We start from the raw sequence: 22,306 nt of genomic DNA on the forward strand, positions 1-22,306 counted from the left end.
GGCGACATTTTTAGTATATGTATAATGATTGAGAATTATATGAGCGATAAGCTGACCCATTTAGACCATCAAGGCCATGCGCATATGGTGGATGTCTCAAATAAAGAGATTACGAAACGAACCGCGACTGCGCGAGCGGTGTTGTTAATGCAAGCATCCACATTAACTAAAATAATCGAAGGCGGTTTGCCAAAAGGAGATGTGTTGGCAACAGCGCGCATTGCTGGCATTCAAGCGGCGAAAAAAACATCCGATTTGATACCCTTGTGCCACCCGCTGATGTTGACCAAAGTCACCGTCGATATTAATACCATCAGCGAGCGAGAAATCGAAGTACTGTGTACTTGTTCTTTGGCGGGTAAAACCGGTGTGGAAATGGAAGCGCTGACTGGTGCTAGTATTGCCGCTCTGACCCTGTATGACATGTGCAAAGCCGTGGACAAAGGCATAGTGATTCAAAATGTGGCGCTGCTTGAGAAAAAAGGCGGAAAAAGTGGCGATTGGAGCAGTGACCATGTCTAAGGTAAATGTGGTGTTTTTTGCTTCTTTAAAAGAGTCGATTGGGCAAAGTACTTTTCAAATGACACTGAATTTTCCGTTGACCATTGGAGAATTAAAACAGCAGTTGGCAGAAGAGTTGAAGGATGGAAAGAAGCTCTTAGAAAGCGGAATTCAATCGTCCATTGATTTTGAATTTAGCCGTGACACAGACACAATTCCCGAAACGGTGAAAGAGGTAGCATTTTTTCCACCGGTGACAGGAGGCTAGATGATACGCGTTCAGCACGAAGATTTTAGTGTCGATGATTTGTATAAAGGTTTATTGAAAGCAAATCAAACAGGCGCCGTTGCGATGTTTGTCGGATTGGTTAGGCAGTTCTCGGATATACCAAACGAATCATGCAGTTTTGAGCTTGAGCATTACCCAGGAATGACTGAACGTAATTTGCAAGCCATCGTAGACGAGGCGAACACACGTTGGCCTTTACTGGATGTGTGTGTCGTTCATCGGGTTGGGCGTTTGTCCGTTGATGATCAAATTGTCTTTGTTGGCGTCAGTGCGTCACATCGCGCTGAAGCGTTTCAAGCATGCGACTTTATTATGGATTATTTAAAAAGCCGGGCTGCTTTTTGGAAAAAAGAATCCCAAGGCTCAGAAAGCCATTGGGTTGAAGCGAAAGACGATGATGAAGAGAGCCTTGTGCGCTGGTCGAAATAAATCGATTGGAGCACGGCTCGTATTTGCGCCTTAATGTGGTCGTAGGGTTTTCTTTCGACCACTGGCGTGACGTTCTCGGTATTCCGTATCTATGTACTTATCGGTTGTTGCCATGCTGGCATGACCTGCATCTTCTCTAACGTGTTCTTTCGGTCTGGTTTTCACGTCTTCCGATATACCCGTGTGGCGTAACCAGTGAACGGTTGCAACGCGTAAATCGTCTGCATCGGCCCGCATACCATCTTCGCACATGCGTTCGTACGCTTTATCAAAACATAGTTGTACGATATTTCTCACTTGGCGCGAGCTGGTCATGGCGCCTTGACCTCGATTTTTGGGTACCAAGGGCGTACTTTCTGCAATGGTTGGTAGCACGGGGAGGTCACGAAAACGACGATATCGAGTCAACGCATTGAGCATGTCATCGGAGACCGCCACCAATCGCTCTTTATTGCCTTTCGAGAGGACTTTAAACCACCAGTGGCCATCAGAATCTTTGATAAAATCGCCCATGACAGGCGCTGATCTTTCATCCGCGACCAATTCCGAAATTCGTAAATACATACCAAGTAACGCATTCATAATAAATAAGGTACGTTCATGATGCGCAGGCTCTTCTTCCGCCAACATTTCAGCGGTTTCGATCACGTAATCCCACTGCAAGTTAGAAATTCGTCTTACTTGTTTCCGAGTTACCTCTTTTTTAACGAACTTACTTTTTTGTCGAATTAATGCCACTGGGTTTTGTTGCACGGCGTCTTCTTGCATCAGAAAACCATAATAAGACGACAGTATAGAAAAGGTGGCCCGAATGGCCGCTTGAGATAATGAATGCTGTTTTGTTTTGGGGACGTCGCCATTTTTAAACTCAAGTTTACTGACGTGTGCGACAAAAGGTCGCCATTCTTTGTTCGCGACTCTCTCGCCCATGTGTAATTTAAAACGAGCTACATTTTTGGTGCCTATCCATTGCTCTGGCGGAGCGACACAAAAATGAATAAATTCTTCAATTTGATCACGGCGTAACTGGGTTGAAGGACAATTTGCTACATTCCAGGACCATAGCAACAGTCGCTCAACTTCTCGACGGTAGGAGTTAAAGGTAGCTTGAGAGCCGTTGTAACTATAAATGAAGCATAAAGCCAGTTGAAGATCGCGTCGGTACTCTGGGTCCTTTAGCTGAGGGGTGTTTTTGGCTAAATGTGAAGCGATTCCGTCGAACTGAGTAAACGGATTGGGTAGATGATCTAAATTATCTATCAAGGCAAGAGGCGTCATAATATGTCATATCCAAACAGAGAGCGTAGATTAGCAAATTTTTCTCTGTATCCCTACCGCTTTTAAAGTACGTACTTTCTTGATTTGGTCACTTTTGCTTCTTATGTCCTTATTTATTTAGTTTTCTACTCTTTCTGTGTGATTTTCATTCAAAGTGATGCCAATTACATCGTATTTGGAAAGAAGGTGGAAGCATCGCTTGTCGTCTTTTTTATTTTCAATAAAAGACTATTATAACTAAACCAAAGCGAAACATCTTATTAAGACGTTAAGCGTCGCGACTTATTAAAACTTAAATCTCTGAAGGAGATACTCATGAAAAATTTTACTAAAACGGCTCTAACACTATTAACTGTATCCGTAATGACAACCGCTGCTTTTGCTGAAACCGGAACTGAACGTGTTCAGAGTGCAAAAGGCGGTGTAGAAGCATTAGGTATAACACTTGAAAATATGGGCGCAACCGTTGACACAAGCGTTAATTTAAATGGTGCATATACATTCGATCAAAAAGAAGCGGTTTATTCTGCAAAGCACGCTGAGCTACAAAGCCAGTTTGATGCTTTCCACGCTCAATCAGCTGAGTAAAGCCCTTTAAGCCGTACTGTAAAATTTTAAAATTAAGGATTCAATAATGAATAAATTTAACAAAACTATTTTAGCACTATTGGCAGCATCTGTAATGACAACAAGTGCGTTCGCGTCATCTGATGAAAGCTCAACAGACCGCATTCAAAGTGCTAAGGGCAGTGTAGAAGCACTTGCTGTCACGCTTGAAAACATGGGCGCAAACGTTGACACTAGCGTAAACTTGAAAGGCGCTTACACTGCTGATCAGAAAGTTTCTCGTTACAATGCTAAGCACGCAGAGCTTCAAACTCAATTTGATGCATTGCACGCACAAACAGCAGAATAATGCGGATAGCATGTCTATAAAAAAGCCAAACGCCTTGTTTGGCTTTTTTGTTTTTACCCTTCCTTGAAAACCCTTCTTAATCCCCCCCGCCTTTTTTCTTCAAATTATTTTAAAGAGTATTTTTTATATTTTGTTTTCTATTGAGTGTTATTTTATTGATGGAAATGAGTTATTAAGAATAAGTTGTGATGAATGCTATCTGTTAATCAATAGGGTTGATCGTTATTATCAGAAATTAAGTTGTGTTTTTAGTTTTTGTCTTGATTTATGTGATTTTTATTATAAATGTTGTTTGTCTGGCCATATTTGGAAAGAAGGTGAAAGCCGTGGTTGAAGCCTTTTTTATTTTAAATAAAAGGCTATTATAACTAAACCAAAGCGAAACAGCTTCTTCAGACGTTACGAATAGCGATTTATTACAACTTAAATCTCTGAAGGAGACCCTCATGAAAACTTTTATTAAAACGGCTCTAACGCTATTAACCGCATCCGGAATGACAACCGCTGCTTTTGCTGAAACCGGAACTGAACGTGTTCAGAGCGCAAAAGGTGGTGTAGAAGCATTAGGTGTAACGCTTGAAAATATGGGCGCGTCAGTTGATACCAGCGTTAACTTAAACGGTGCGTATACCTTTGATCAAAAGGAAGCGGTTTATTCTGCTAAGCACGCTGAGCTACAAAGCCAGTTTGATGCTTTACACGCTCACTCAGCTGAATAAAACCCTTTAAACCGTCCTGTAAAATTTTAAAATTACGGATTCAATCATGAATAAATTTAACAAAACTATTTTAGCGCTATTGGCAGCATCTGTGATGACAACAAGTGCGTTTGCCGCTTCTGGTGAAAGTTCGACTGACCGCATTCAAAGTGCCAAAGGTAGTGTTGAAGCGTTGGCTGTGACCCTTGAAAACATGGGGGCCGATGTTGATTCCAGTGTGAATTTGAACGGTGTTTATACGGCAGACCAGAAAGTATCTGTATACAATGCTAAGCATGCTGAACTGCAGAATCAGTTTGATACCTTGCACGCACAATCAGCGGAATAATGCTGATTGCATGTCAATAAAAAGCCAAACGATAAGTTTGGCTTTTTATTGCCTATTTTTTTATTGCCTATTTTTTAATTCCCTTTTTCTTCGTCCAAATCCTCTTGTTTTTCCGCCTCTTTAATAACCTTAAACCACGACGCTGTGTTCTTAATCGCGGCTTTGTCATTATCAGCGGCTTCACTTTCCGCTCTTTTAATTAAATACTGTGCGGTTTTGTCTTTTCCTTGGCTAAAATCCAGCAGTGCTCGATAGTTCAATGCCATAGGCAAGTTACTTCTGGATTGAAAATATTGGATGTTTGCACGCCAAATTAAACGTTGCTCATAAAGATAATTCGACGAAATGTTAATGGGCTTTGATTGGGTGAGCTGTGCATGCAGCGTGGAAAACAAAATGCTTCTAGGGGCAATGTCGAGTTGATTATTAATAATACTGATCCCTTCATCTGTTTGACCCAATGCGGTATAGCTTAATGCTTGTAGGTAATCTGTAAATTGATTGCGTGACTCTAATTTACCTAAAAAGGAAAGCGAGCGCTCTGGAGACTGAACAAGATAGGAAAACAAGGCTTTTGCAAAGTTCTTTGCGTCGTTGTTTTGTATTTTTTGATCCAGATAAGTATAAGGTCTGTCTTCTAATCCCGCTCGATAGGCAAGTAAGGTTGCCCTAAAATAATCAAAGTTACTTTCTGTCAGGTTATTCAAGATAGTTTCTTTTGCGTCCGTACTAAAAGAATCCGATAAGCGTGAGTTCGGGAGCGGGTGAGTGGATAAAAACTCCAGTTTTGGTCTGCCTAATGCTTGCTTGAAGAAAGCTTGAAACAGTTTTGTCATGCCTTCTGGCGCAATGCCAGCGTTGCTCAAATATTCTCGTCCACGGCGATCTGCTTCTAATTCCTGATTTCGGCTGTAGGTTAGCGTATTTTCTGCTTGATTTGCTATCCCGCCCAACCAAAGTGCGGTCGTCGCATCGGAACCTGCACCGGCTAATGCCGCAGCGATGCCGGCTCCGAGCATGACCAGGGTTTTTTGGAGTTCTTCGCCCGAATGTTTTGTTTGTCGTTCATAATGTCGAAGGTCTAAATGGGCAACTTCATGAGAAAGTAAACCGAATAGCATGTCTTCACTGGTGATCATCTCCATGATATCGGAATAGATAAAAAGGTGGTTGCCAGGAATGACAAAGGCATTGCTCTGAGAACTGTTCAATAGCGTCATTTCAACGGTTGTATTATAGAGGTCCGTTTGAGGAAGAATGTAAGATAGCGCTTCTTTTAGGTAATCGTACGCCGGTGGAAAATCGATCAATGCTCGGCTTCCATTCAGCTTCCTAAACCAATATTGTCCAAGTATGTAGGATGGATTAGAAAGTGCTCTTTCGTCTTTATTCGCTTCAAGATCGGGAATGCTAGCATGAGCTAAGTTCGTGAAAGTGCTTGTAAAAACAACAGCTAAGATGCTTAAGCTGGTTGTAACGTTTAAAAATAGTCTCATAATATGGCAAATATTCATTTGTTAAAAAAGCATCGGGTAAATTATAAAATGACGATCAATAAAGGCGATCAGTATGACGTAATCTTGGATGCAAGAGAAGATCGCTGCCCAATGCCTTTGCTTAAGACCAAAATGGCGTTAAGTAAAATGGCAGTAGGCGAGTGTTTATGTGTTACAACATGTGACGCAGGCTCGTTAAAAGATATTCCTCAATACGTTGCTTTGGTTGGGCTTTCTTTGCTGTTAAAGCGCGAAGATGGCGATGTTTATACCTTTGTAATTCAAAAAAGTTAACACGGACTCGATATGTTTAAAATTGTTGATACGCTGATTAAACGCTATTTTTCAAATGAAGAAGTGGTTGTCTTTCTTCTCTTTTTGATTGCGACCCTTTGTGTTCTGGTCTTTTGGGGGGGAATCTTAGCGCCTATATTGATTGCGATTGTCTTGGCTTTTCTTTTACAAGGTCTTGTGGATCGATTACAACGGCTCGGACTTGGGCATGTATTGTCTGTGTTTCTCGTCTTTTTTACGTTCTTGAGCGCATGCGGTGTGTTCATTGGTGTGATGGTGCCCATTATTTGGCGTCAAGCGGTTCGCTTTGTGCAAGATGTCCCGCGAATGTTTACTGTCATTCGAGACGAGGTGCAGCAGTTCGCAGATGGGCACAGTGAATTGGTGAGTCAATCGGCTATAAATGAACTAACAAATTCATTAGCAAATGAGTCTGCTAATCTTGGACAATGGTTAGTGTCATTTTCTTTATCGAGTATTCCTTCTTTGTTTTCATTGGTTATTTATTTGGTGTTAGTGCCTCTAGTTATGTTTTTTTTGCTAAAAGACCAAGAACGAATTCTAAGCTATTTGACCTCTTGGCTCCCAAAAGAAAGAAGGATGATGCGAAATATTGCTCATGAAATGAATGATCAAATCGCAAACTATATACGTGGGAAGTTTATTGAAATGCTGGTTGTGGGTGCAGTAACCTACATTGTTTTTATCGCTTTTGGGTTGAAGTATGCAGAATTGTTAGCCTTGTTAGTGGGGCTTTCAGTGTTGATACCTTATATTGGTGCCGCTGCCGTCACCATTCCTGTGGTGTTGGTGGCATTCTATCAGTATGGAACTCAGAGTGAATTTATCTATGTTGTTGTCGCGTACTTAATTGTTCAAGCATTAGATGGCAATGTATTAGTGCCGCTGCTGTTTTCAGAAGCCGTGAACTTGCATCCACTGGCAATTATTGTTGCTGTGTTATTTTTTGGTGGAATATGGGGCTTTTGGGGGATCTTTTTTGCGATTCCTTTAGCGACCTTAGTGAAAGCCATTATTAATGCGTGGCCTAATCAAGAGCAGCTGGCGCAATAGAGTCAAGGTGTTGTGGTTGAGCGTTACAGCCTTTCACGATAAATAAAATAAGATAATGATCAAAATGCCCGCTTTTACATGGTTAAAAGCGGGCATTTTTATTTAGCAAGAAACCGTGGCGAGTAAAATACTGTATGAGGGAAGGACGACGGTATTACCGTCTACATAGCCGCTTTGAATGGCTTCTGGCAAGGTTAATGCGAGCAACGATAACTCCACGGGAAATATTTTATCTTGGTTTGCCGTGTTGATTGCGACATAAAGACATTTGCCCTTAAAACGACGTAAAAAGGTGAGCGTTGTTTCATCGTTGTATAAGAACTCGATTTCGCCATGTCGCAGTTCAGGATGATTGCGTCTAACATGTAAGAAATCTCTATAAGCATGTAAAACGGAGTGGCGATTCCATTCTTGTTCACTGACTGCAAGGGCGCGCTGTTCTTCTGCAATGGGTAGCCAAGGTTGGGCGGATTCCGTAAAACCACCTAATGCCTCATTCGTCCATGGAAGGGGGGTTCGACAACCATCCCTGCCTTTAAACTCTGGCCAAAAAGCAATACCGAAAGGGTCTACTAATTGGTCAAATGATAGTTCCGCTTCAATAAGCCCTAATTCTTCTCCTTGGTATAAACACACGCTGCCACGCAATGTTAATAGCATGGCCATGTATATTTTGCTTTTGGCGGCCGTGTCATGGTTTTTTCCCCAACGCGTTGCTACTCGTTCAACATCATGATTCCCAATTGACCAACATGGCCAGCCATCACCTAATCCTGCTTCAATGGTTTCCATTGTTTCACGGATATGATTCATCGAGGAATCGTGTGTTAGTAAATCGAACGAATAACACATGTGAAGCTTGTCGTTCCCTTGAGTGTAAGCGGCCATGGTTTCTAGTGAAAAATCACATCCGACTTCACCGACGGTGGTGGTATTTCGATATTCATCGAGCAAGCGCCTTAAGCGCTGCAAAAACGGAATGTTCTCAGGACGGGATTTATCGTATATGTGGAATTGATAAGCATAAGGATTGTCTAGGCGAACCCCAATACTGCCTTCTACGACGTCTTTTTTCGGAGGATTATCCCGTAATTCGGTATCGTGATAATAATAATTTGCGGTGTCTAACCTAAAGCCATCGACACCTCGCGTTAACCAAAATTCGACGGTATTTAGTAATGCATCAACGACGTCTGGATTATGAAAATTCAAATCGGGCTGACTGTCCAAAAAATTATGCAAATAATACTGTCTTCGCCGACTGTCCCAGCGCCATGCTGGACCACCAAATACCGACAGCCAGTTATTGGGAACGGTGCCATCGGGTTTAGCGTCAGCCCAAATGTACCAATCTGCTTTGTCGTTATCATGATTTTGACGAGACTCTACAAACCATGGGTGTTGATCGGAACTGTGGTTAAGTACTTGGTCAATCATGACTTTTAGGCCATGTTTGTGTGCAGATTCAATGAGCTGATCGAAATCGTTTAGTGTGCCAAAAATAGGATCGACATCGCAGTAATCTGAGACATCGTAGCCAAAATCCTTCATGGGCGAGGTGAAAAAAGGCGACAACCAAATGGCATCAACTCCTAATGAGGCAATGTAATCCATTTTCGCTGTCACACCGGGCAAATCACCAATGCCATCGTTGTTTGAATCGAAAAAACTGCGAGGATAAACTTGATAAATTACCGCACCGCGCCACCATTCTAGTTCGTCAGTCATGTATGCCTCGCTATATAAGAAGTATTTAGTTTGAACTCCTAAATTCAGATAATAAGTTGCTGTTGTTGAACTAGTCAAATGATTGCGTTTTTAACTCATAAACTTAGCCAAAAAGAAACACTCTCTCTTAGAAAAAAGTGACGTTTTACACTTCTATCATTCGAATGCTTTCAATAAAAATATGTTATGATTTAACAACTTAGTAAATTTTAGGATTTTTACTAAACTTTACTAGGTAATTTGAATTGTTTAAATCATACTGTACGAATATACAGTTAGAGTGTTTTTATATGCGCGTTTCGTACCTTGGCTCTTCAGAGTCTTCTGCTTTTATTGCGGCAAACAGTGTTCTAATTCCTCTTAATTCAGAGTTAACTGAACCTACCCCTTTAAGTAATAAGTCATCCAAAGACAAAGCATTGGATCTAAATACTTTATGTGTTCAAAACCCCACATCGACTTTTTTTATGCGTGCTCAAGGTGAGCCAATAGAGTCTGTTGATATTCAATCTGGGGATGTGTTGGTGGCAGACCGTTCTTTAACGGCACGTCATGGTGACATAGTGATTGCTTACGAGCATGGGAAAATGTCGGTCATGATTTTGACGTTAAAGCCAGATGTGTTGCTTCGCCCGAAAAACAAAGCGTATTCCGCAAAGGCGGCTCCGGTTGTCGAGTCAGAAGCGTCTAGTTTGGAAGTGTTTGGTGTAGTCACCAGTGTGGTTCGTCAGTTGGACCGTGGAGAATAGCGTTTTACACCGCAAAAAAACGCCTTTCATTACTAAATAATGAAAGGCGTGTTGGGCCATCAGGCCTCGTATTTTACCGTCACTTTAGAGTCCTCTAAACGTGACGATCAAATTACCCGTCGCTCGGTTGTTCTCCCGGCGGGATTTGAGTGTTTCCTTTTACTTCATTCTCAATGTCTTTGTTACCAGCCAATGGACGAATGTGTCCGTTATCACGATGAAAACCAATGTCTTTTAAATAATGATCGTCAAGCTGACGAAATATTTGGTTGGTTCGACGGTTTTCGAAATATTCTTTAGCGGCATTGAATAGGGCAATGATACTCATAAGTGTTCTCCAAATTAATGTTTTTTGGCGGAACTTACGAGGTTTTAACAGAGGTGACCGCGTAAATTCCGCGGTCAATGGTGTATTACACAGGCATTGAACGCGTGGACAAAGTTGAGCGTACTCGTGAATAACAAGTCGTCAACGAAGAAGCAATATGATTCATAATGGATGTGTTCATGTGGCTTCTCCTTAATCTTTGTTTGGAATTCAATTGTGTAATTTTTGCTCGTTGAGCCACTTGATTCTTCCTTTATTAGTTGGCTATGTCAATTAATTATATGAAAAGAACCAATTGTTTTATGGCTGACTGGATTTTTTTATGGCGCTGAGAAAAAACAGGGGTACGTGATGATATTGTGCGCGTATTTTACTGTACAATTCGTCGCGAATTTATTTGTCCTTTTCTTGTATTTAATAAGTGTAGTAAGTGACCCATGGCGACAAAAGCAACAGTGTATAAAGCATCGGTTCAAGTGTCCGATATGGACCGAAATCATTACCAAGGTTATGACTTGACCTTGGCGTTACACCCTTCTGAAACCGAAGAGCGCATGATGGTTCGCTTAGCGGCTTTTGCTTTATTGGCAGACGAAAAAGAAGGCGGCGAACAATTGAGTTTTACCAAAGGCATTAGCACCGAAGATGAGCCAGATTTATGGCAAAAAAATTATTCTGATGAAGTGTTACTTTGGGTGGAATTAGGTCAGCCAGATGAAAAACGCCTGCGCAAAGCATGCGGTCGAGCTCAACAAGTCGTTGTCGTAAATTACAATGACAAATCCGACATTTGGTGGGAACAGAACAAAGGCAAGAACAGCCGTTTTAACAACATGCGCGTATTGCAATTTCCTGAATCTCAAGTGCAAGCCTTGGCGAAAATCTGTACGCGTTCTATGCAATTGAACGTGACGATTCAAGACAACGAAATGTGGATTTCTGGTGAGCTAGGCGAGTGCCAATTAACACCCATGTGGCGAGGCGAGCAATAAGCACACATCGCACAGGGTATTGGGCCAATAACATTAAGCTTTATGAAGTGTTCGCTGAAAAAAGGCCACGGCTTTGTTGTAGCATTCTAGGGCGAGGGCTGGGTCGTAACGATCGCCTTCGTCACGCATGAAGGCGTGTTGGCCGTTAAATTCATGCCATGTAAATAAGCGATCCGTGTCGATTAATTGTTGGTAAATTTTCTGACGACCTTCGGTAGAAACATGCGGATCTTGCTTGCCCCATACCATCACCAATTCCCCTTGAATGTCCTCGGTTCGAGTGAAGGAGTCATTGCCTTCTTCGCAAGGAATTGTGTTGGAATGAATGTCGGTTGCATAAAGGCAGAAGGTTGATTGAATGCAAGGATTCAATGCCGCTCGATACGCCAAATGGCCGCCTAAGCAAACACCCATCGCACCAAATTGCCCTGTGCAGTATTCTTCCTGATCGAAATAACCGATCATCGCGACAGTGTCGCTGTCATGCGCTTCCAATGTTTTCGTAAATTTGTCCGCGTTGCCTTTGTCTTTGCCTGCGTCATCGTAACCTAACACCGTGCCAATAGGGTTAAGCTCATGGAAGACTTCTGGCACAATCACCACAAAACCGTGACCCGCCATAATGGCCGCAGAGCGCGCTATGGGTGCTGTTTGTTGGAAAATTTCAGAATAAAAGAAGATACAAGGAAAGCGACCTTCCGCTTCAGGACGGTAAACAGTGCAGCGCATGACGCCAGTTGGCGTGTTAATATCTTGATCGTGTCGTTGGATGATCATGGTTTTCCTTAAAGCAATTTGTAATTTTCCTACATGATATTCGACCCAAGTCCGATGAGCCAGTCGCAAATGTTAAATAGACACAAACACCAATACTAAACAGACGAGAAAAAAAAATCCGTGCGAATTTTATTGATCAGCGCTTACGAAGCAAGCAGCCATAAAGCTTGGGCGAACACGTTAATGAATGGCCTAAGTGAACACCGCTGGTCTTATTTGTCACTGCCTGCTCGGCATTTTGCGTGGCGCATTCGTGGTAACGCCATGAGTTTTGCGTTCGACCCTAAGTTTAAATCAATATTAGAGCAGCCCTATGACTTGGTGATTGCCACGTCTATGACGGATTGCGTCGGTTTAAAAGCCTTCTGTCCCGACTTACAAAATATCCCGTGGTTGCTGTATTTCCATGAGAATCAATTCGCGTATCCCGCCAGCGATAAGCAGCAAGGTTTGATCGAAATGCAAATGGTAACCTTGTACAGTGCGTTAGCAGCCAACGTGTGTGTGTTTAACAGTCAGTTCAATAAAGACTCTTTTTTCGATGGTGCGCGCGCGTTACTGAAAAAACTCCCAGACTACGTTTCGCCAGATTGGTTAATCGATACCGAAGAAAAAGCGCGTGTCTTGCCGGTTCCGTTGGACATTCCGTTGTTAGCCATAAAAGAAAAAGCGAGCCCAGTAAACGCCAGCGAAAAAACACGCCCCATTAAGCTGGTTTGGTCTGCACGTTGGGAATTCGACAAAGGACCGGATCGATTATTGGCCATTTTAGAAGAATTAGAGCGCCGTGAACTGACTTATGAAATCGACATTCTTGGTGAGCAGTTCCGATCCACACCAAAAGAGTTTGAGCAAATACAATCCCGTTTTTCACACCGCATTACGCAATTTGGCTTCGCGGAAAGTCGTACCGATTACTTGGCTTTTTTGGCGAATGCCGACTTTGTACTGTCTACTGCATTGCATGAATTTCAGGGGATTGCGGTGTTGGAAGCCGTTGCCATGGGGTGCGTGCCCGTCTTGCCAAATCGACAAGTTTATCCAGACCTTTTTGGTGACCATTATTTGTACACAAGTGACCTTAAAAATAGATCTTCCGAAGCCGCTTCCGCCGTTGATCTCATTGTTACATTGCTGGCAAATGACGCAAACGCCCCGACGGTCCAGTCTTATTTATCGGACACGCTGTTGCCGCGGTATGATGCTTTGATTAAAACACAGCTCAGCTAAATATTATGTATAGACAAGTTGTGTTTCTATGCAACATCTAAAGATGTGACTTCCTCGGCTACATTGCCTTTCTTATTATGTTTGGTTTGTGTCGAATTAGCGCACAAGGCTTTATTTTGCGCTTTTTATGTGCGATTCTCGCGGTGTCGACGTTAAAAAATAAAAATAAACACGTATTAATCACAACGGAAAAACGGCTTTCATATGATCGACATATATGTATATACATGTTGGCATGTGTGTTGCTTTTAAGATGGTGATTAATAATTTCTTCAAAGGAAGTCGCAATATGAATGCTATAAACTCAAAAAGCGTTTCACCACTCGCGTTACTCAAACTCATCGTGTACAGCTGTATCGGTATTTTCTTCTTTTTTATTCCAATTGATATTGGTGGTAAAGAGACGATTCCGCTGGATCATATTGTTTCATGGCTAAGAAAAGATTTTGCCCAAGCGGCAGAAATCTACGCTGTTTTGGCTGTGCTTGCCGGTGGCGCGTATCCCTTCATGACGGGGAAGTGGCGGATAAGTAAAACGCAGACCGTTTTATCTCTATTTAAAGTATTGGGCGTTGTTACGGCTGTGATGGCGTTTCTATCCGTCGGACCGGCTTTCTTATTCGAAAAAGACATGTTGCCTTTCTTGTTCAGTAAATTGGTTGTTCCTGTTGGTTTGATTGTTCCTATTGGTGCTGTGTTTTTAGCCTTCCTGATTGGTTATGGTTTGCTAGAATTTGCCGGCGTGCTTTTACAGCCTATTATGAAGCCTTTGTTTAAAACACCGGGCAAGTCAGCTATTGACGCAGTTGCTTCGTTTGTAGGCAGTTATTCAATTGGTTTGTTGATTACCAACCGAGTGTATAAATCGGGTCAGTATTCCGCGAAAGAAGCGGCGATTATCGCAACGGGATTTTCGACGGTGTCGGCGACATTCATGGTGATTGTGGCGAAAACGCTTGGTTTGATGGAGGTTTGGAACGTATTTTTCTGGGCCACGTTATTGATTACCTTCGTGGTGACGGCCATCACGGTACGTTTATTTCCATTGAGTAAAATGGACGACACGGCCGAGTATCGTGAAACGGAAGTGTTCGAGCATTCTCGTTTTCAGCAAGCCATGTTAGAAGGATTGGATGTTGCCAGTCATGCCGAGCCCATTACTCGAAACATTGTTAAAAACATCAAAGAAGGCATGTTGATGGCGATGAGCATCTTGCCTTCTATCATGTCGGTTGGTTTGTGTGGTTTGTTATTAGCGAAATACACGCCAATTTTTGAATGGATAGGGTATTTGTTTTACCCATTCGCGTGGTTAGCTCAATTGCCAGACCCAATGATGGTCGCCACAGCATCGGCAACGGGCTTGGCGGAGATGTTCTTACCAGCCCTTATCGCGGCCAAAAGTGTGTTTGTGGTGAAGTTTGTTGTTGGTGTGGTGTCTATTTCCTCGATTCTATTCTTTTCAGCATCGATTCCTTGCATCCTATCAACAGAGATCCCGTTGAACATTAAACAAATGCTAATCGTTTGGTACCAACGTGTGGCTTTGACTATTTTAATCGCCTCGCCTGTTGCGTTTTGGGCCGAGCAATTCGTTCAATAACTAGAGTGTTAGATTAGCTTGAGAATTCAGAAGTAAAACACGGTATATTGGTGTTTTACTTCTGATCCAGACTGTTCGTTACACTCTACCTTTTAGTGCCTTCATGATGTCAACGCTTCAACATAAATCCATTTATCTTCCTGTTCTCCTGACACTTTGGCTTGGGTTGTTTCTTGATAGCGAAGCATTGTCTGAGCGAATTCAATACGGCCAATGGTTGACCAATGGCTTGGTGTTGCTGTGTTTTGCTTGGGTGTATTTCCGTGTCACACGCAAAATCAAAAAGCTCATGTTGTATGGCGTCGGTTTAGCGTATTTGGGGGAGGTGGTGTTTTCGATTGTGTTGGGTATGTACGAATACCGTTTAGAAAACGTGCCTTTCTATGTTCCTTTTGGTCACAGTTTGGTTTACGCAGCAGTGTTTTATATCCAAAAGGAGAAATTGATACAGCGGAATAAATCACACCTTGTCTTTGTTTTGTATTGGGGAATGATTGCCTATTCGAGTCTGTGGTTGTTGTTTGACCAAGATGTATTGGGCTTGGTTTGTACTTTGGTTATCGTACTTTTACTTAAGAAAAAAACGGGCAACGAATTGTTCTTTCTCATCATGTATTTCATGGTGGTGTATTTAGAATTGCTCGGTACTTATTACCAATGCTGGGAGTGGCCTGATACGTGGTTTTCGATTGTTTCTTTCATTAGCAGTAGTAATCCGCCGAGCGGCATCGGTGTTTTTTACTTCGGTTTCGATATTGGTTGTCTGTGGATTTATAAAAAACTGAATAGTAAAAAATGGCGACGAATGAAATCGCTTAGGCAGTTTAAACGCTTATAAATCGAAAAAGAGTAACTATTAGAATAGTTACTCTTTTTTTAAAAGCTTATAGATCGGCCTTAATGGCAGACACAAGCGCTTCGTTTTCAGGTGCTACATCAGGCGAAAAGCGCTCGACCTTGCCTTCTTTTGTGATTAAAAACTTTTCAAAGTTCCAAACGACTTCTGGCGCCTTGGTCGCTTCGATTTTATGGCCAGCCAGCATAGTTACCATGGCTTCCCTGTTTGGTGTTACTGGTGCCGCTGCAATCAAGCCTTTGTATAAAGGATGCTTGTCTTCACCAGTCACAACAATTTTGCTGAACATTGGAAAAGTAACATCGTACGTTAGGCTACAAAATTGCTGAATATCTTCATTGCTGCCAGGTTCTTGTCCTGCGAAATCGTTCGCGGGGAAGCCAAGAATTTCTAAACCTTGCTCGTTGTATTTTTTGTACAACCCTTCCAAACCTTCGTATTGTGGTGTTAAGCCGCATTTAGAGGCGACATTCACAATCAGCGTCGTTTTACCTTGGTAAGCAGACAGATCAACACTGTCGCCTTGAATGTTGTTAACGGTCATGTTCAGTGGGTGACTCATAAAAACGCTCCTTATTGATTTGTGTAATCTTGTGATCTTAGTACTTTGCCTTGCTATTAAATGTGGAACAATTGCACAACAGGGCGGCTTACTTAGACCGAGTTTTTCAAAGGACCACCTTGATCCAAAAGCAGCTGACGTAGCGCGCAAAAAACTTCAGACGATTGACGAACGCCATCGTGCTCATAACGGTTGGTAATCCAGACTTGAGTATTGCCAACTTGCTCCGCGGTTTTCAACGAAAACTCGCGCGGTACATACATGTCATTGTGATACACCGCCGCGACAACCGGTACTGTGTTGTTAGCGAGTTTGGTCATGTCATAAAGTGGCGCGTAGTCTTGGTAATCTGCAAGCGCATGAGCTGCACCAGCAAAAGGGCGTAACGACGCAATTTGCCCGAACATCCACGGATACATCATTTCGCCCGTAAGCATAATAGGAGAATGAGAGGCATCAAACTCATTAAACTGTTCACGAATATCGTGTGCCGCCCAGCTTGTGCTCTGGTTCGGTAGGCCATAAATGCTCTCATGAATGGCCGCAAAAAGAGGGCCTTCGTGGTAGCTGGTGATTTGCATGACTTGCTCTAAAAAAGTGTCGCTGAGTTGGCTTTTATCGCTGCCGGCAAACGCTTCATCAATGAGCCAGTGGACTTGATCGATACCCGGCCCCATACCTAACAAAATGCCAATGCTTTGGAATCGCTCTAGCGTCAGTGGGTCCCCGTCTGGTAAAAACACGTTGCTGGTGGTCAGGCAGTCGGCGATTTTCGCCATGGTCTTAGCGTCATCAGGGTAACGAGCATAATAGTTTTGATTCTTTTCTATCACGCTCTGATACGTTAGCTGATAAACATCGTGTGCCGATGCTCCTAAACCAACAAGCCCTCCTGTGATATAACAAGCAGCAAGACCTTCTGGCGCTTGGGATAAATACGCGAGGGTAATAAAACCACCATAACTTTGACCCAATGTTTCAAATAAACGACCTGCATAAACCGTTTTACGAAGGTGCTCGCAATCCGCCACAATACTGTCGGCACGGAATTTAAGCAGATAATCTCGGCCTTCTTCAGCAGACAGTTTACTAATCAGATGTTTATCAACACGACTGCTGCGGCCTGTACCACGTTGATCGATCAAAATAACACGGTGTGTTTTTAGTGCTTCGACCATCCAAGGCAAAGAATCGGGCATAGGGCGAGGGGATTTCCCACCAGGGCCGCCTTGTAAAAACAACAGTAAGGGCAAGTCGTCATCGACACGATCCAAACTCACGACTTCACGCGCAAAAAGTGTGATGGTTTTGCCATTGCTAGGTGATTGCCAATCTAATGGCACCGCCAACTCATAATCATTAATGAGCAAGCCTTTCATTTTGTATTCTTGATTTGTCGCTTTCATTCTGTTCCCAATGCTAACGTGTCACGCGTGGATATTGCCTAGCACTTTAGCATATTTACAGAATGTTCTAGGTGGTTTTTGGGCTTACGAATAAACAAGCTTGAATCGTTCTTACGCCTGAGAGCATGGCTTTTGTTCCAATAGAAAGCGTGTGGTTAGGTTTTTTTTGCGTCCAGTCTCGCAGTGACTTTGTCGATGACTTCTTCTGGTGGGATCGTTCCAGTTTTACTGATTACGCAACCACGTGAGGTTCCTTCTGCAACCACTTTATCGTCGACAAAAAACGTATGGATCATGTGGAAATATTTTTCATCCCAGCCGGTTATTTCCATCGTTACTTCGTATTTCTGGAATGGTTTTAATGAACGCTTGTACTTCATTGTATGTTCGGCAACGACGGGCATCCAGCCTTCTTTTTGCATGGTTCTAGCTAAACCTGTACGAATAAACATGTCGACTCGAGACAGATCGCAAATAGTTAAATAGCGGCCATTGTTCATGTGCAAATTAATGTCTAAATCATTGGGAAGAACACGTAAACTAAGCGAGTTTTTGGGGTGTTTGATGGGCAAAGATGGTTTGAATTTAGACGCGATCAGCAGCAGGATCATGCGGAAAATTAAGCTCATTATGTGTTCCTTTATTCTATTTATTTGTCATGGAGTGTACGCGTGAATTGATCGTCTGACGGCGCAGCGTTGATGCTAATTTTCTTTGTTTTTCAAAACCAGTACAAAAAAAGCCAACAACGCTAACAATTTAGGTATCAAGTTCTAACCATAACGTGGAAAGGGGGCGAATTGCGCGAGATTAACGTGGCGGGATGGGGCGCGATCTAGCACTGATGACATTATCGTTTTGCGACAATCCGCATTTCTACCAATGCGTTGTCGGGGATAAACTCCAATACGCCAATGGCTGACCATGCGGGATAGTGCTTTTTGATGTAGGAGTCTTTGACCTTTGAAAAGACGTCGATGTGCTTTTTCAGGTTAATGTGAAACGTCGTCATTTCTAAAATATCATCGTAGGTTAATCCTGCTGCATTTAAATAAACACCGAGTTTATAAAACGCATCGTGGAATTGCTCTTCTGGATCAAGGCTAATAGGCTTGTCTTTTCTGGCTGCGGTAACACCAGACAGAAATACCGTACCATCTGACTCAACAGCGGGTGAAAAATGCCAATCATCAAAATAGTGTTTGAATTCGTCGGGAACGATTGATTTTTTCATACTTCATGCCTTTGGTTATTTGATGGAATCTATTTTTGATGGGCTAAAATGAGTTTAGGCCATTGCTCTAACCACTGTTTTGATTTCACTCTGTGCTCGAATGTTTCTTTTGTACGTTTTGGGTTATGACTTAGCATCAAATCAAATAGTGAATCGAAGCCAAAGGCAGATATGCACTCAATGTCTTGATTTTTGAGCTTACGTATAGCAACAGCGGTTTCTTTTTCTGGCCAATAACTCATAGCATCTACAGTGTTGAAATAGTGCTCGTCACCATTTGTTACATGCATCTTTGCTTGGTTTCGCACTTGCCAATTTAGCTCCGGCATCATAGTAAATAAACGAGCTTCAAACTCTAAATACTCATTCTCGTTACTTTCATTAGCATCATAATAAATTACGTCAACGTCGTTTAATGGTGTAGGTGTTTGCTTACCGTGTAACGAATCCCATACTAAGTTTCTGATAAAGCCAGCCGCTACGTAGCATTGTGGTAAGTTAAGAGACGCAGCACATTCAAGCGCTTTCATACGAAGTTTGTCTTTTTCAATTAATCGAATAATTCTAATCATTTTTATATCGTGCCAAAGGCTCTACCTAACCGAGGATTCATTGACATACCAGATGCCGTTTTTGCGGTGAATGCCAATGACGATCATGGCTTCGCGTTTCTCATAAAGCCCTTTCCATACAAATCGATAACAACTGTCATGAACACCATCAAGGTAGCCTTTTAATGCGCCGAGGTAGTCGTAACCGAGGTTCATGCCGTTTCGGACTTGCATGTGTTTAATGTCATTTTTAAAGCGTTCTATTGAAAAACCGACCAGATCTTTTGCTTCGTAGTGCTTTACAAATAAGTCATAGTTGCCGGTATCATCGGCCACAAGCATTTCCTTGAGGAACGCTTCCGCGATGGCTTTTTCATCCTTTAAATCTGACATGATATGCATCCTTACAGGTTTGTTTTATCAAAGTGATAGATGTCTATTTTACTAAACCTCTTACTTGATATTAATGCGCTTTCTGATGGTTTGCCAATGTAATGACGGCCGTTATTTCTGGCTCCCAAATATGACAGCATTTTGTTTTAAAATTTTACAATACTCAGCTCCAAACATTCCCCTTCCATTGCTTTGGCATCGTCAGAATCATGGGTAACGAGCAGCGCAGGGATGTTCGCTTGGCGTATCTCAGCAAGGACAAACGCGCGGACGTCACGGCGTAGCGCTGGGTCGAGCTTGCTAAATGGCTCATCGAGCAGTAAATAATCCGGTTGCGATAACAATGTGCGAAGCAGGGCGACGCGAGCTTGTTGGCCGCCGGAAAGGTCTTTCGGTAGCGCGTTGGCTTTGTCGGTCATGCCGAGTCGTTTGAGTGCATCGTGGGCTAATGGAAGTCTGTCTGGCTTGCGGGTTTTATCTGGCAGCGCAAACAGCAAATTTTCAATGATGCTCATGTGTGGAAATAACAATGGCATTTGCTGCAATAGACCGACTTTTCGAGTTTCTGTCGGTTGCGTGTGAAGCGCGATGTCGTTGAGAAATGCTTCGCCCGACACCGTAAGGGAAGGGGATAACGTGCCGCTTAAAAAATTCAACAAGCTGGATTTGCCAATGCCGCTTGGCCCCATAATAGATAAGACATGGCCGTCGGCGATGCTGAAACTTAGATTTTGAATCAGGGTTTTGTCATTTGATGACAGTGAAAATGCGTTTACGCGGAGCACGTTTTATCCTTTTTTGTGAAAGCTTTTATAATCCGTTTTTTAGTGGCGAGTCGCCATGTTGTCCAACGGCTTGGAATGATTTGTGCCAACCAAAATACCATCACTGGAAAAAGCGCCTGCAACATCGCCATGCTGCCGACTTGTTTTCGGTCGCCAGACGCGGCTTGCGCAACAGCTTCCGTGGTTAGTGTGCTGTAGCGGCCTTCGCCAGCGATCAAAGTGGGCAAATACTGAGCAATACTGACCGAAAATCCCATGGCAAAGGCGGTAAATAGCGCAGGTTTCAGCATGGCGAGCTTGACGCTGATATAGTGGCGCCAAGGCCTATGGTTTAAGCGATTGGCTTGCAATAAATAGTCTTCGTTGTAGGCCAAATAGGGGCCTTTCAGTGTGAGATACACATACGGCAATACGTACATTAAATGCAGTGCGATGATGGCGCATAAGTCGCCGTTGAGATTGAGATAAATCAGTAGCACATGCAGACCAAACAAAAAGCCAATTTGTGGCAACAGAATCGGCACATAAATCAGCCAATCAAAGGCATGCTGTTGTTCGTGATTGGTCGAGCTCTTTTGCTGGTGGCGTTTGGTTTCCAGCATCAGCAAGCTAATGCCGCAAGCAATCACTGTGGCAAACAACGCAATGATTAAGGTATTGGCGCTGAGTTCCATCAGCAAGGGTGCGGCGCGCTCTATATTGACCCATGTCCATTGCGAAGGCAGTGTGTCTGGAAAGCGCCAGCGTTTGGCGAGTGACCAAAACGGCAGCAAGATAAGTGCGGTAAAGGCACTTACTAAGGTGATTAATCCGATAATAACGCCTGCACCAAGTAACGTATCGGATGCGCCGCGGCGCTTGCCATTACTGCGTTCACAACGTGTTGCTGCACTGAAAGCACGGTGGGCCAATTCCCAGCCCCCTAGTACCATCGCAATGGTGATCATCAGTGCAATCGCGCCTGCGCTGGCGGTGTAACGCATGGTTAAATCTGGGTCATTAAACCAACGAAATAAAGTCACCGCCAAAGTCGATGGCGTGTTCGGCCCAATAACCAATGCCAGATCTACCACGGTTAAGCTAAAGGCGACGACAATAAAAATAGGCAATCTAATAATTGGATATAACTGAGGAATCAGCACTTTCCGCCACAAGGTAAAGCGGCTGTAACCCAGTGCTTGGCATGCGTGTATGCTTTCTCGTGCTTGAATGCTTTTCATCGCGGCCAGCATCACAAACAATAAATAGGGCATTTCTTTAATGATTAAAGCAAAGATCAGCGAAGCGCCGTAAGGGTCTTGCACCGTAATCCAATTTGGTGGACGCTCAAACCCCGTCAGCCAAGGGCTAAACAACCGAACCAGCCAGCCAGAAGGGCTTAATAAAAACAGCAAGCCAATGGCAATCGCGGCATGAGGAATGGCCAGAATCGGCGAAAGCAGTGCTTCTATTTTCTTGAAAAATGGCCGCTGATAACCCCAAGCCAATAACGACAGCGCCAGCCAAAGTGCCAAAATAGGTGCGCCAATGCCAGTGATTAACGTGAGTTTTAAGCCGGCGTAAAATTCCCCCTGTGAAAACACATTGATCCAAGGCGACACGGAAAAGCCGTATTCCCCAAGAGGCGGAAAATAATGAAAGGCAGGAAGTAAGGTACCGACCAAGCCAATGGCAATCGGAAGGATCAGTAACGCAGTGATAAAGCCTGTGATCCATTTAATATGTTTTAACGGCATCTTACTTCTTCGTTTTCATGGTTTTAATTACGCGGTTTACTTTGTGTGACCT

At 43.1% G+C, this 22,306-nt stretch carries 27 protein-coding genes; 14 read left to right on the forward strand and 13 right to left on the reverse strand.

Annotated features, from left to right (window positions below):
- The first annotated feature begins 39 nt into the window (after positions 1-39).
- From moaC to D104_RS21665, 3 genes are read left to right on the forward strand one after another with little or no spacing between them, the layout of a single operon-like run.
- Positions 40-522, forward strand: coding sequence for a cyclic pyranopterin monophosphate synthase MoaC (gene moaC, locus D104_RS21655; protein WP_024022740.1), 483 nt, complete (start codon positions 40-42; stop codon positions 520-522).
- Entirely contained in the window at positions 515-769 is a 255-nt protein-coding gene (locus D104_RS21660; RefSeq protein ID WP_024022741.1) for a MoaD/ThiS family protein, read from the forward strand. Before moaC ends, D104_RS21660 begins: the two co-directional genes overlap by 8 nt.
- Positions 770-1,219: a molybdenum cofactor biosynthesis protein MoaE gene (locus D104_RS21665; protein ID WP_024022742.1), complete on the forward strand. Its 450-nt coding sequence runs from the start codon at positions 770-772 to the stop codon at positions 1,217-1,219. It abuts the gene before it with no gap.
- 30 nt (positions 1,220-1,249) lie between these two features.
- Here the strand turns inward: D104_RS21665 and D104_RS21670 are convergent, their stop codons facing one another.
- Entirely contained in the window at positions 1,250-2,497 is a 1,248-nt protein-coding gene (locus D104_RS21670) for a tyrosine-type recombinase/integrase (protein WP_024022743.1), read from the reverse strand.
- 315 nt (positions 2,498-2,812) lie between these two features.
- On the opposite strand from D104_RS21670, the gene D104_RS21675 reads away from it, so the two are divergent.
- The 4 genes from D104_RS21675 (at position 2,813) to D104_RS21690 (ending at position 4,460) form a co-directional block, all read left to right on the forward strand.
- Complete coding sequence (locus D104_RS21675; RefSeq protein WP_024022744.1) at positions 2,813-3,085, forward strand: hypothetical protein; 273 nt, start codon at positions 2,813-2,815, stop codon at positions 3,083-3,085.
- Between the two features lie 46 nt (positions 3,086-3,131).
- The gene (locus tag D104_RS21680) at positions 3,132-3,413 is read left to right on the forward strand and encodes a hypothetical protein (protein ID WP_024022745.1); all 282 of its coding nucleotides are present in this window, start codon (positions 3,132-3,134) and stop codon (positions 3,411-3,413) included.
- 446 nt (positions 3,414-3,859) lie between these two features.
- Complete coding sequence (locus D104_RS21685) at positions 3,860-4,132, forward strand: hypothetical protein (RefSeq protein ID WP_024022746.1); 273 nt, start codon at positions 3,860-3,862, stop codon at positions 4,130-4,132.
- A gap of 46 nt (positions 4,133-4,178) precedes the next feature.
- Positions 4,179-4,460 carry a hypothetical protein gene (locus D104_RS21690; RefSeq protein WP_024022747.1) on the forward strand — a complete coding sequence of 94 codons (282 nt, stop codon included), beginning with the start codon at positions 4,179-4,181 and terminating at the stop codon, positions 4,458-4,460.
- A gap of 74 nt (positions 4,461-4,534) precedes the next feature.
- Here D104_RS21690 and D104_RS21695 read toward each other — a convergent pair whose 3' ends face one another.
- Positions 4,535-5,956, reverse strand: a complete 1,422-nt coding sequence (locus D104_RS21695) for a M48 family metallopeptidase (RefSeq protein WP_024022748.1) — start codon at positions 5,954-5,956, stop codon at positions 4,535-4,537.
- 48 nt (positions 5,957-6,004) lie between these two features.
- On the opposite strand from D104_RS21695, the gene D104_RS21700 reads away from it, so the two are divergent.
- Positions 6,005-6,250: a sulfurtransferase TusA family protein gene (locus D104_RS21700; RefSeq protein ID WP_031214443.1), complete on the forward strand. Its 246-nt coding sequence runs from the start codon at positions 6,005-6,007 to the stop codon at positions 6,248-6,250.
- Between the two features lie 12 nt (positions 6,251-6,262).
- Positions 6,263-7,324: an AI-2E family transporter gene (locus tag D104_RS21705; RefSeq protein WP_024022750.1), complete on the forward strand. Its 1,062-nt coding sequence runs from the start codon at positions 6,263-6,265 to the stop codon at positions 7,322-7,324.
- Between the two features lie 102 nt (positions 7,325-7,426).
- Here D104_RS21705 and D104_RS21710 read toward each other — a convergent pair whose 3' ends face one another.
- Entirely contained in the window at positions 7,427-9,052 is a 1,626-nt protein-coding gene (locus D104_RS21710) for an alpha-amylase family glycosyl hydrolase (RefSeq protein WP_024022751.1), read from the reverse strand.
- Between the two features lie 290 nt (positions 9,053-9,342).
- Here D104_RS21710 and D104_RS21715 point away from each other — a divergent pair, with 290 nt between their 5' ends.
- Positions 9,343-9,801 carry a S24 family peptidase gene (locus D104_RS21715; protein WP_024022752.1) on the forward strand — a complete coding sequence of 153 codons (459 nt, stop codon included), beginning with the start codon at positions 9,343-9,345 and terminating at the stop codon, positions 9,799-9,801.
- Between the two features lie 112 nt (positions 9,802-9,913).
- Here the strand turns inward: D104_RS21715 and D104_RS21720 are convergent, their stop codons facing one another.
- Entirely contained in the window at positions 9,914-10,129 is a 216-nt protein-coding gene (locus D104_RS21720; protein ID WP_024022753.1) for a DUF1127 domain-containing protein, read from the reverse strand.
- A gap of 437 nt (positions 10,130-10,566) precedes the next feature.
- Here D104_RS21720 and D104_RS21725 point away from each other — a divergent pair, with 437 nt between their 5' ends.
- On the forward strand, positions 10,567-11,121 hold the full coding sequence (locus D104_RS21725; RefSeq protein ID WP_024022754.1) for a YaeQ family protein: 555 nt from the start codon (positions 10,567-10,569) through the stop codon (positions 11,119-11,121).
- A gap of 33 nt (positions 11,122-11,154) precedes the next feature.
- Here D104_RS21725 and D104_RS21730 read toward each other — a convergent pair whose 3' ends face one another.
- The gene (locus D104_RS21730; protein WP_024022755.1) at positions 11,155-11,898 is read right to left on the reverse strand and encodes a dienelactone hydrolase family protein; all 744 of its coding nucleotides are present in this window, start codon (positions 11,896-11,898) and stop codon (positions 11,155-11,157) included.
- Positions 11,899-12,018: 120 nt separating this feature from the next.
- Here D104_RS21730 and D104_RS21735 point away from each other — a divergent pair, with 120 nt between their 5' ends.
- The 3 genes from D104_RS21735 to D104_RS21745 all read left to right on the forward strand — a co-directional run bounded on the left by D104_RS21735 (position 12,019) and on the right by D104_RS21745 (position 15,569).
- On the forward strand, positions 12,019-13,128 hold the full coding sequence (locus D104_RS21735) for a tRNA-queuosine alpha-mannosyltransferase domain-containing protein (protein ID WP_024022756.1): 1,110 nt from the start codon (positions 12,019-12,021) through the stop codon (positions 13,126-13,128).
- 289 nt (positions 13,129-13,417) lie between these two features.
- Positions 13,418-14,731 (forward strand): YjiH family protein, encoded by a 1,314-nt coding sequence (locus tag D104_RS21740; RefSeq protein ID WP_031214444.1) that lies wholly within the window; start codon positions 13,418-13,420, stop codon positions 14,729-14,731.
- A gap of 103 nt (positions 14,732-14,834) precedes the next feature.
- A complete protein-coding gene (locus D104_RS21745; protein WP_024022758.1) occupies positions 14,835-15,569 on the forward strand; it encodes a hypothetical protein in 735 nt (244 codons plus the stop codon).
- Between the two features lie 46 nt (positions 15,570-15,615).
- Here D104_RS21745 and D104_RS21750 read toward each other — a convergent pair whose 3' ends face one another.
- The 8 genes from D104_RS21750 to D104_RS21785 form a co-directional block, all read right to left on the reverse strand.
- Complete coding sequence (locus D104_RS21750) at positions 15,616-16,149, reverse strand: glutathione peroxidase (protein WP_024022759.1); 534 nt, start codon at positions 16,147-16,149, stop codon at positions 15,616-15,618.
- Positions 16,150-16,241: 92 nt separating this feature from the next.
- Positions 16,242-17,555, reverse strand: a complete 1,314-nt coding sequence (locus tag D104_RS21755) for an alpha/beta fold hydrolase (RefSeq protein ID WP_024022760.1) — start codon at positions 17,553-17,555, stop codon at positions 16,242-16,244.
- 155 nt (positions 17,556-17,710) lie between these two features.
- Positions 17,711-18,184, reverse strand: a complete 474-nt coding sequence (locus D104_RS21760) for an acyl-CoA thioesterase (RefSeq protein WP_024022761.1) — start codon at positions 18,182-18,184, stop codon at positions 17,711-17,713.
- Positions 18,185-18,405: 221 nt separating this feature from the next.
- Positions 18,406-18,789: a Rid family hydrolase gene (locus D104_RS21765; RefSeq protein WP_024022762.1), complete on the reverse strand. Its 384-nt coding sequence runs from the start codon at positions 18,787-18,789 to the stop codon at positions 18,406-18,408.
- Between the two features lie 29 nt (positions 18,790-18,818).
- A complete protein-coding gene (locus D104_RS21770) occupies positions 18,819-19,361 on the reverse strand; it encodes a nucleotidyltransferase family protein (protein WP_024022763.1) in 543 nt (180 codons plus the stop codon).
- 21 nt (positions 19,362-19,382) lie between these two features.
- The gene (locus tag D104_RS21775) at positions 19,383-19,733 is read right to left on the reverse strand and encodes a hypothetical protein (protein WP_024022764.1); all 351 of its coding nucleotides are present in this window, start codon (positions 19,731-19,733) and stop codon (positions 19,383-19,385) included.
- Positions 19,734-19,879: 146 nt separating this feature from the next.
- Positions 19,880-20,518, reverse strand: coding sequence for an ATP-binding cassette domain-containing protein (locus D104_RS21780; RefSeq protein WP_024022765.1), 639 nt, complete (start codon positions 20,516-20,518; stop codon positions 19,880-19,882).
- Positions 20,506-22,254: an ABC transporter permease gene (locus tag D104_RS21785; RefSeq protein WP_024022766.1), complete on the reverse strand. Its 1,749-nt coding sequence runs from the start codon at positions 22,252-22,254 to the stop codon at positions 20,506-20,508. The genes D104_RS21780 and D104_RS21785 overlap by 13 nt, the downstream gene beginning before the upstream one ends.
- Positions 22,255-22,306: the final 52 nt, after the last annotated feature.

The organism is Marinomonas profundimaris (genome assembly GCF_000508165.1).
GTDB classification, from domain to species: Bacteria; Pseudomonadota; Gammaproteobacteria; order Pseudomonadales; family Marinomonadaceae; genus Marinomonas; species Marinomonas profundimaris.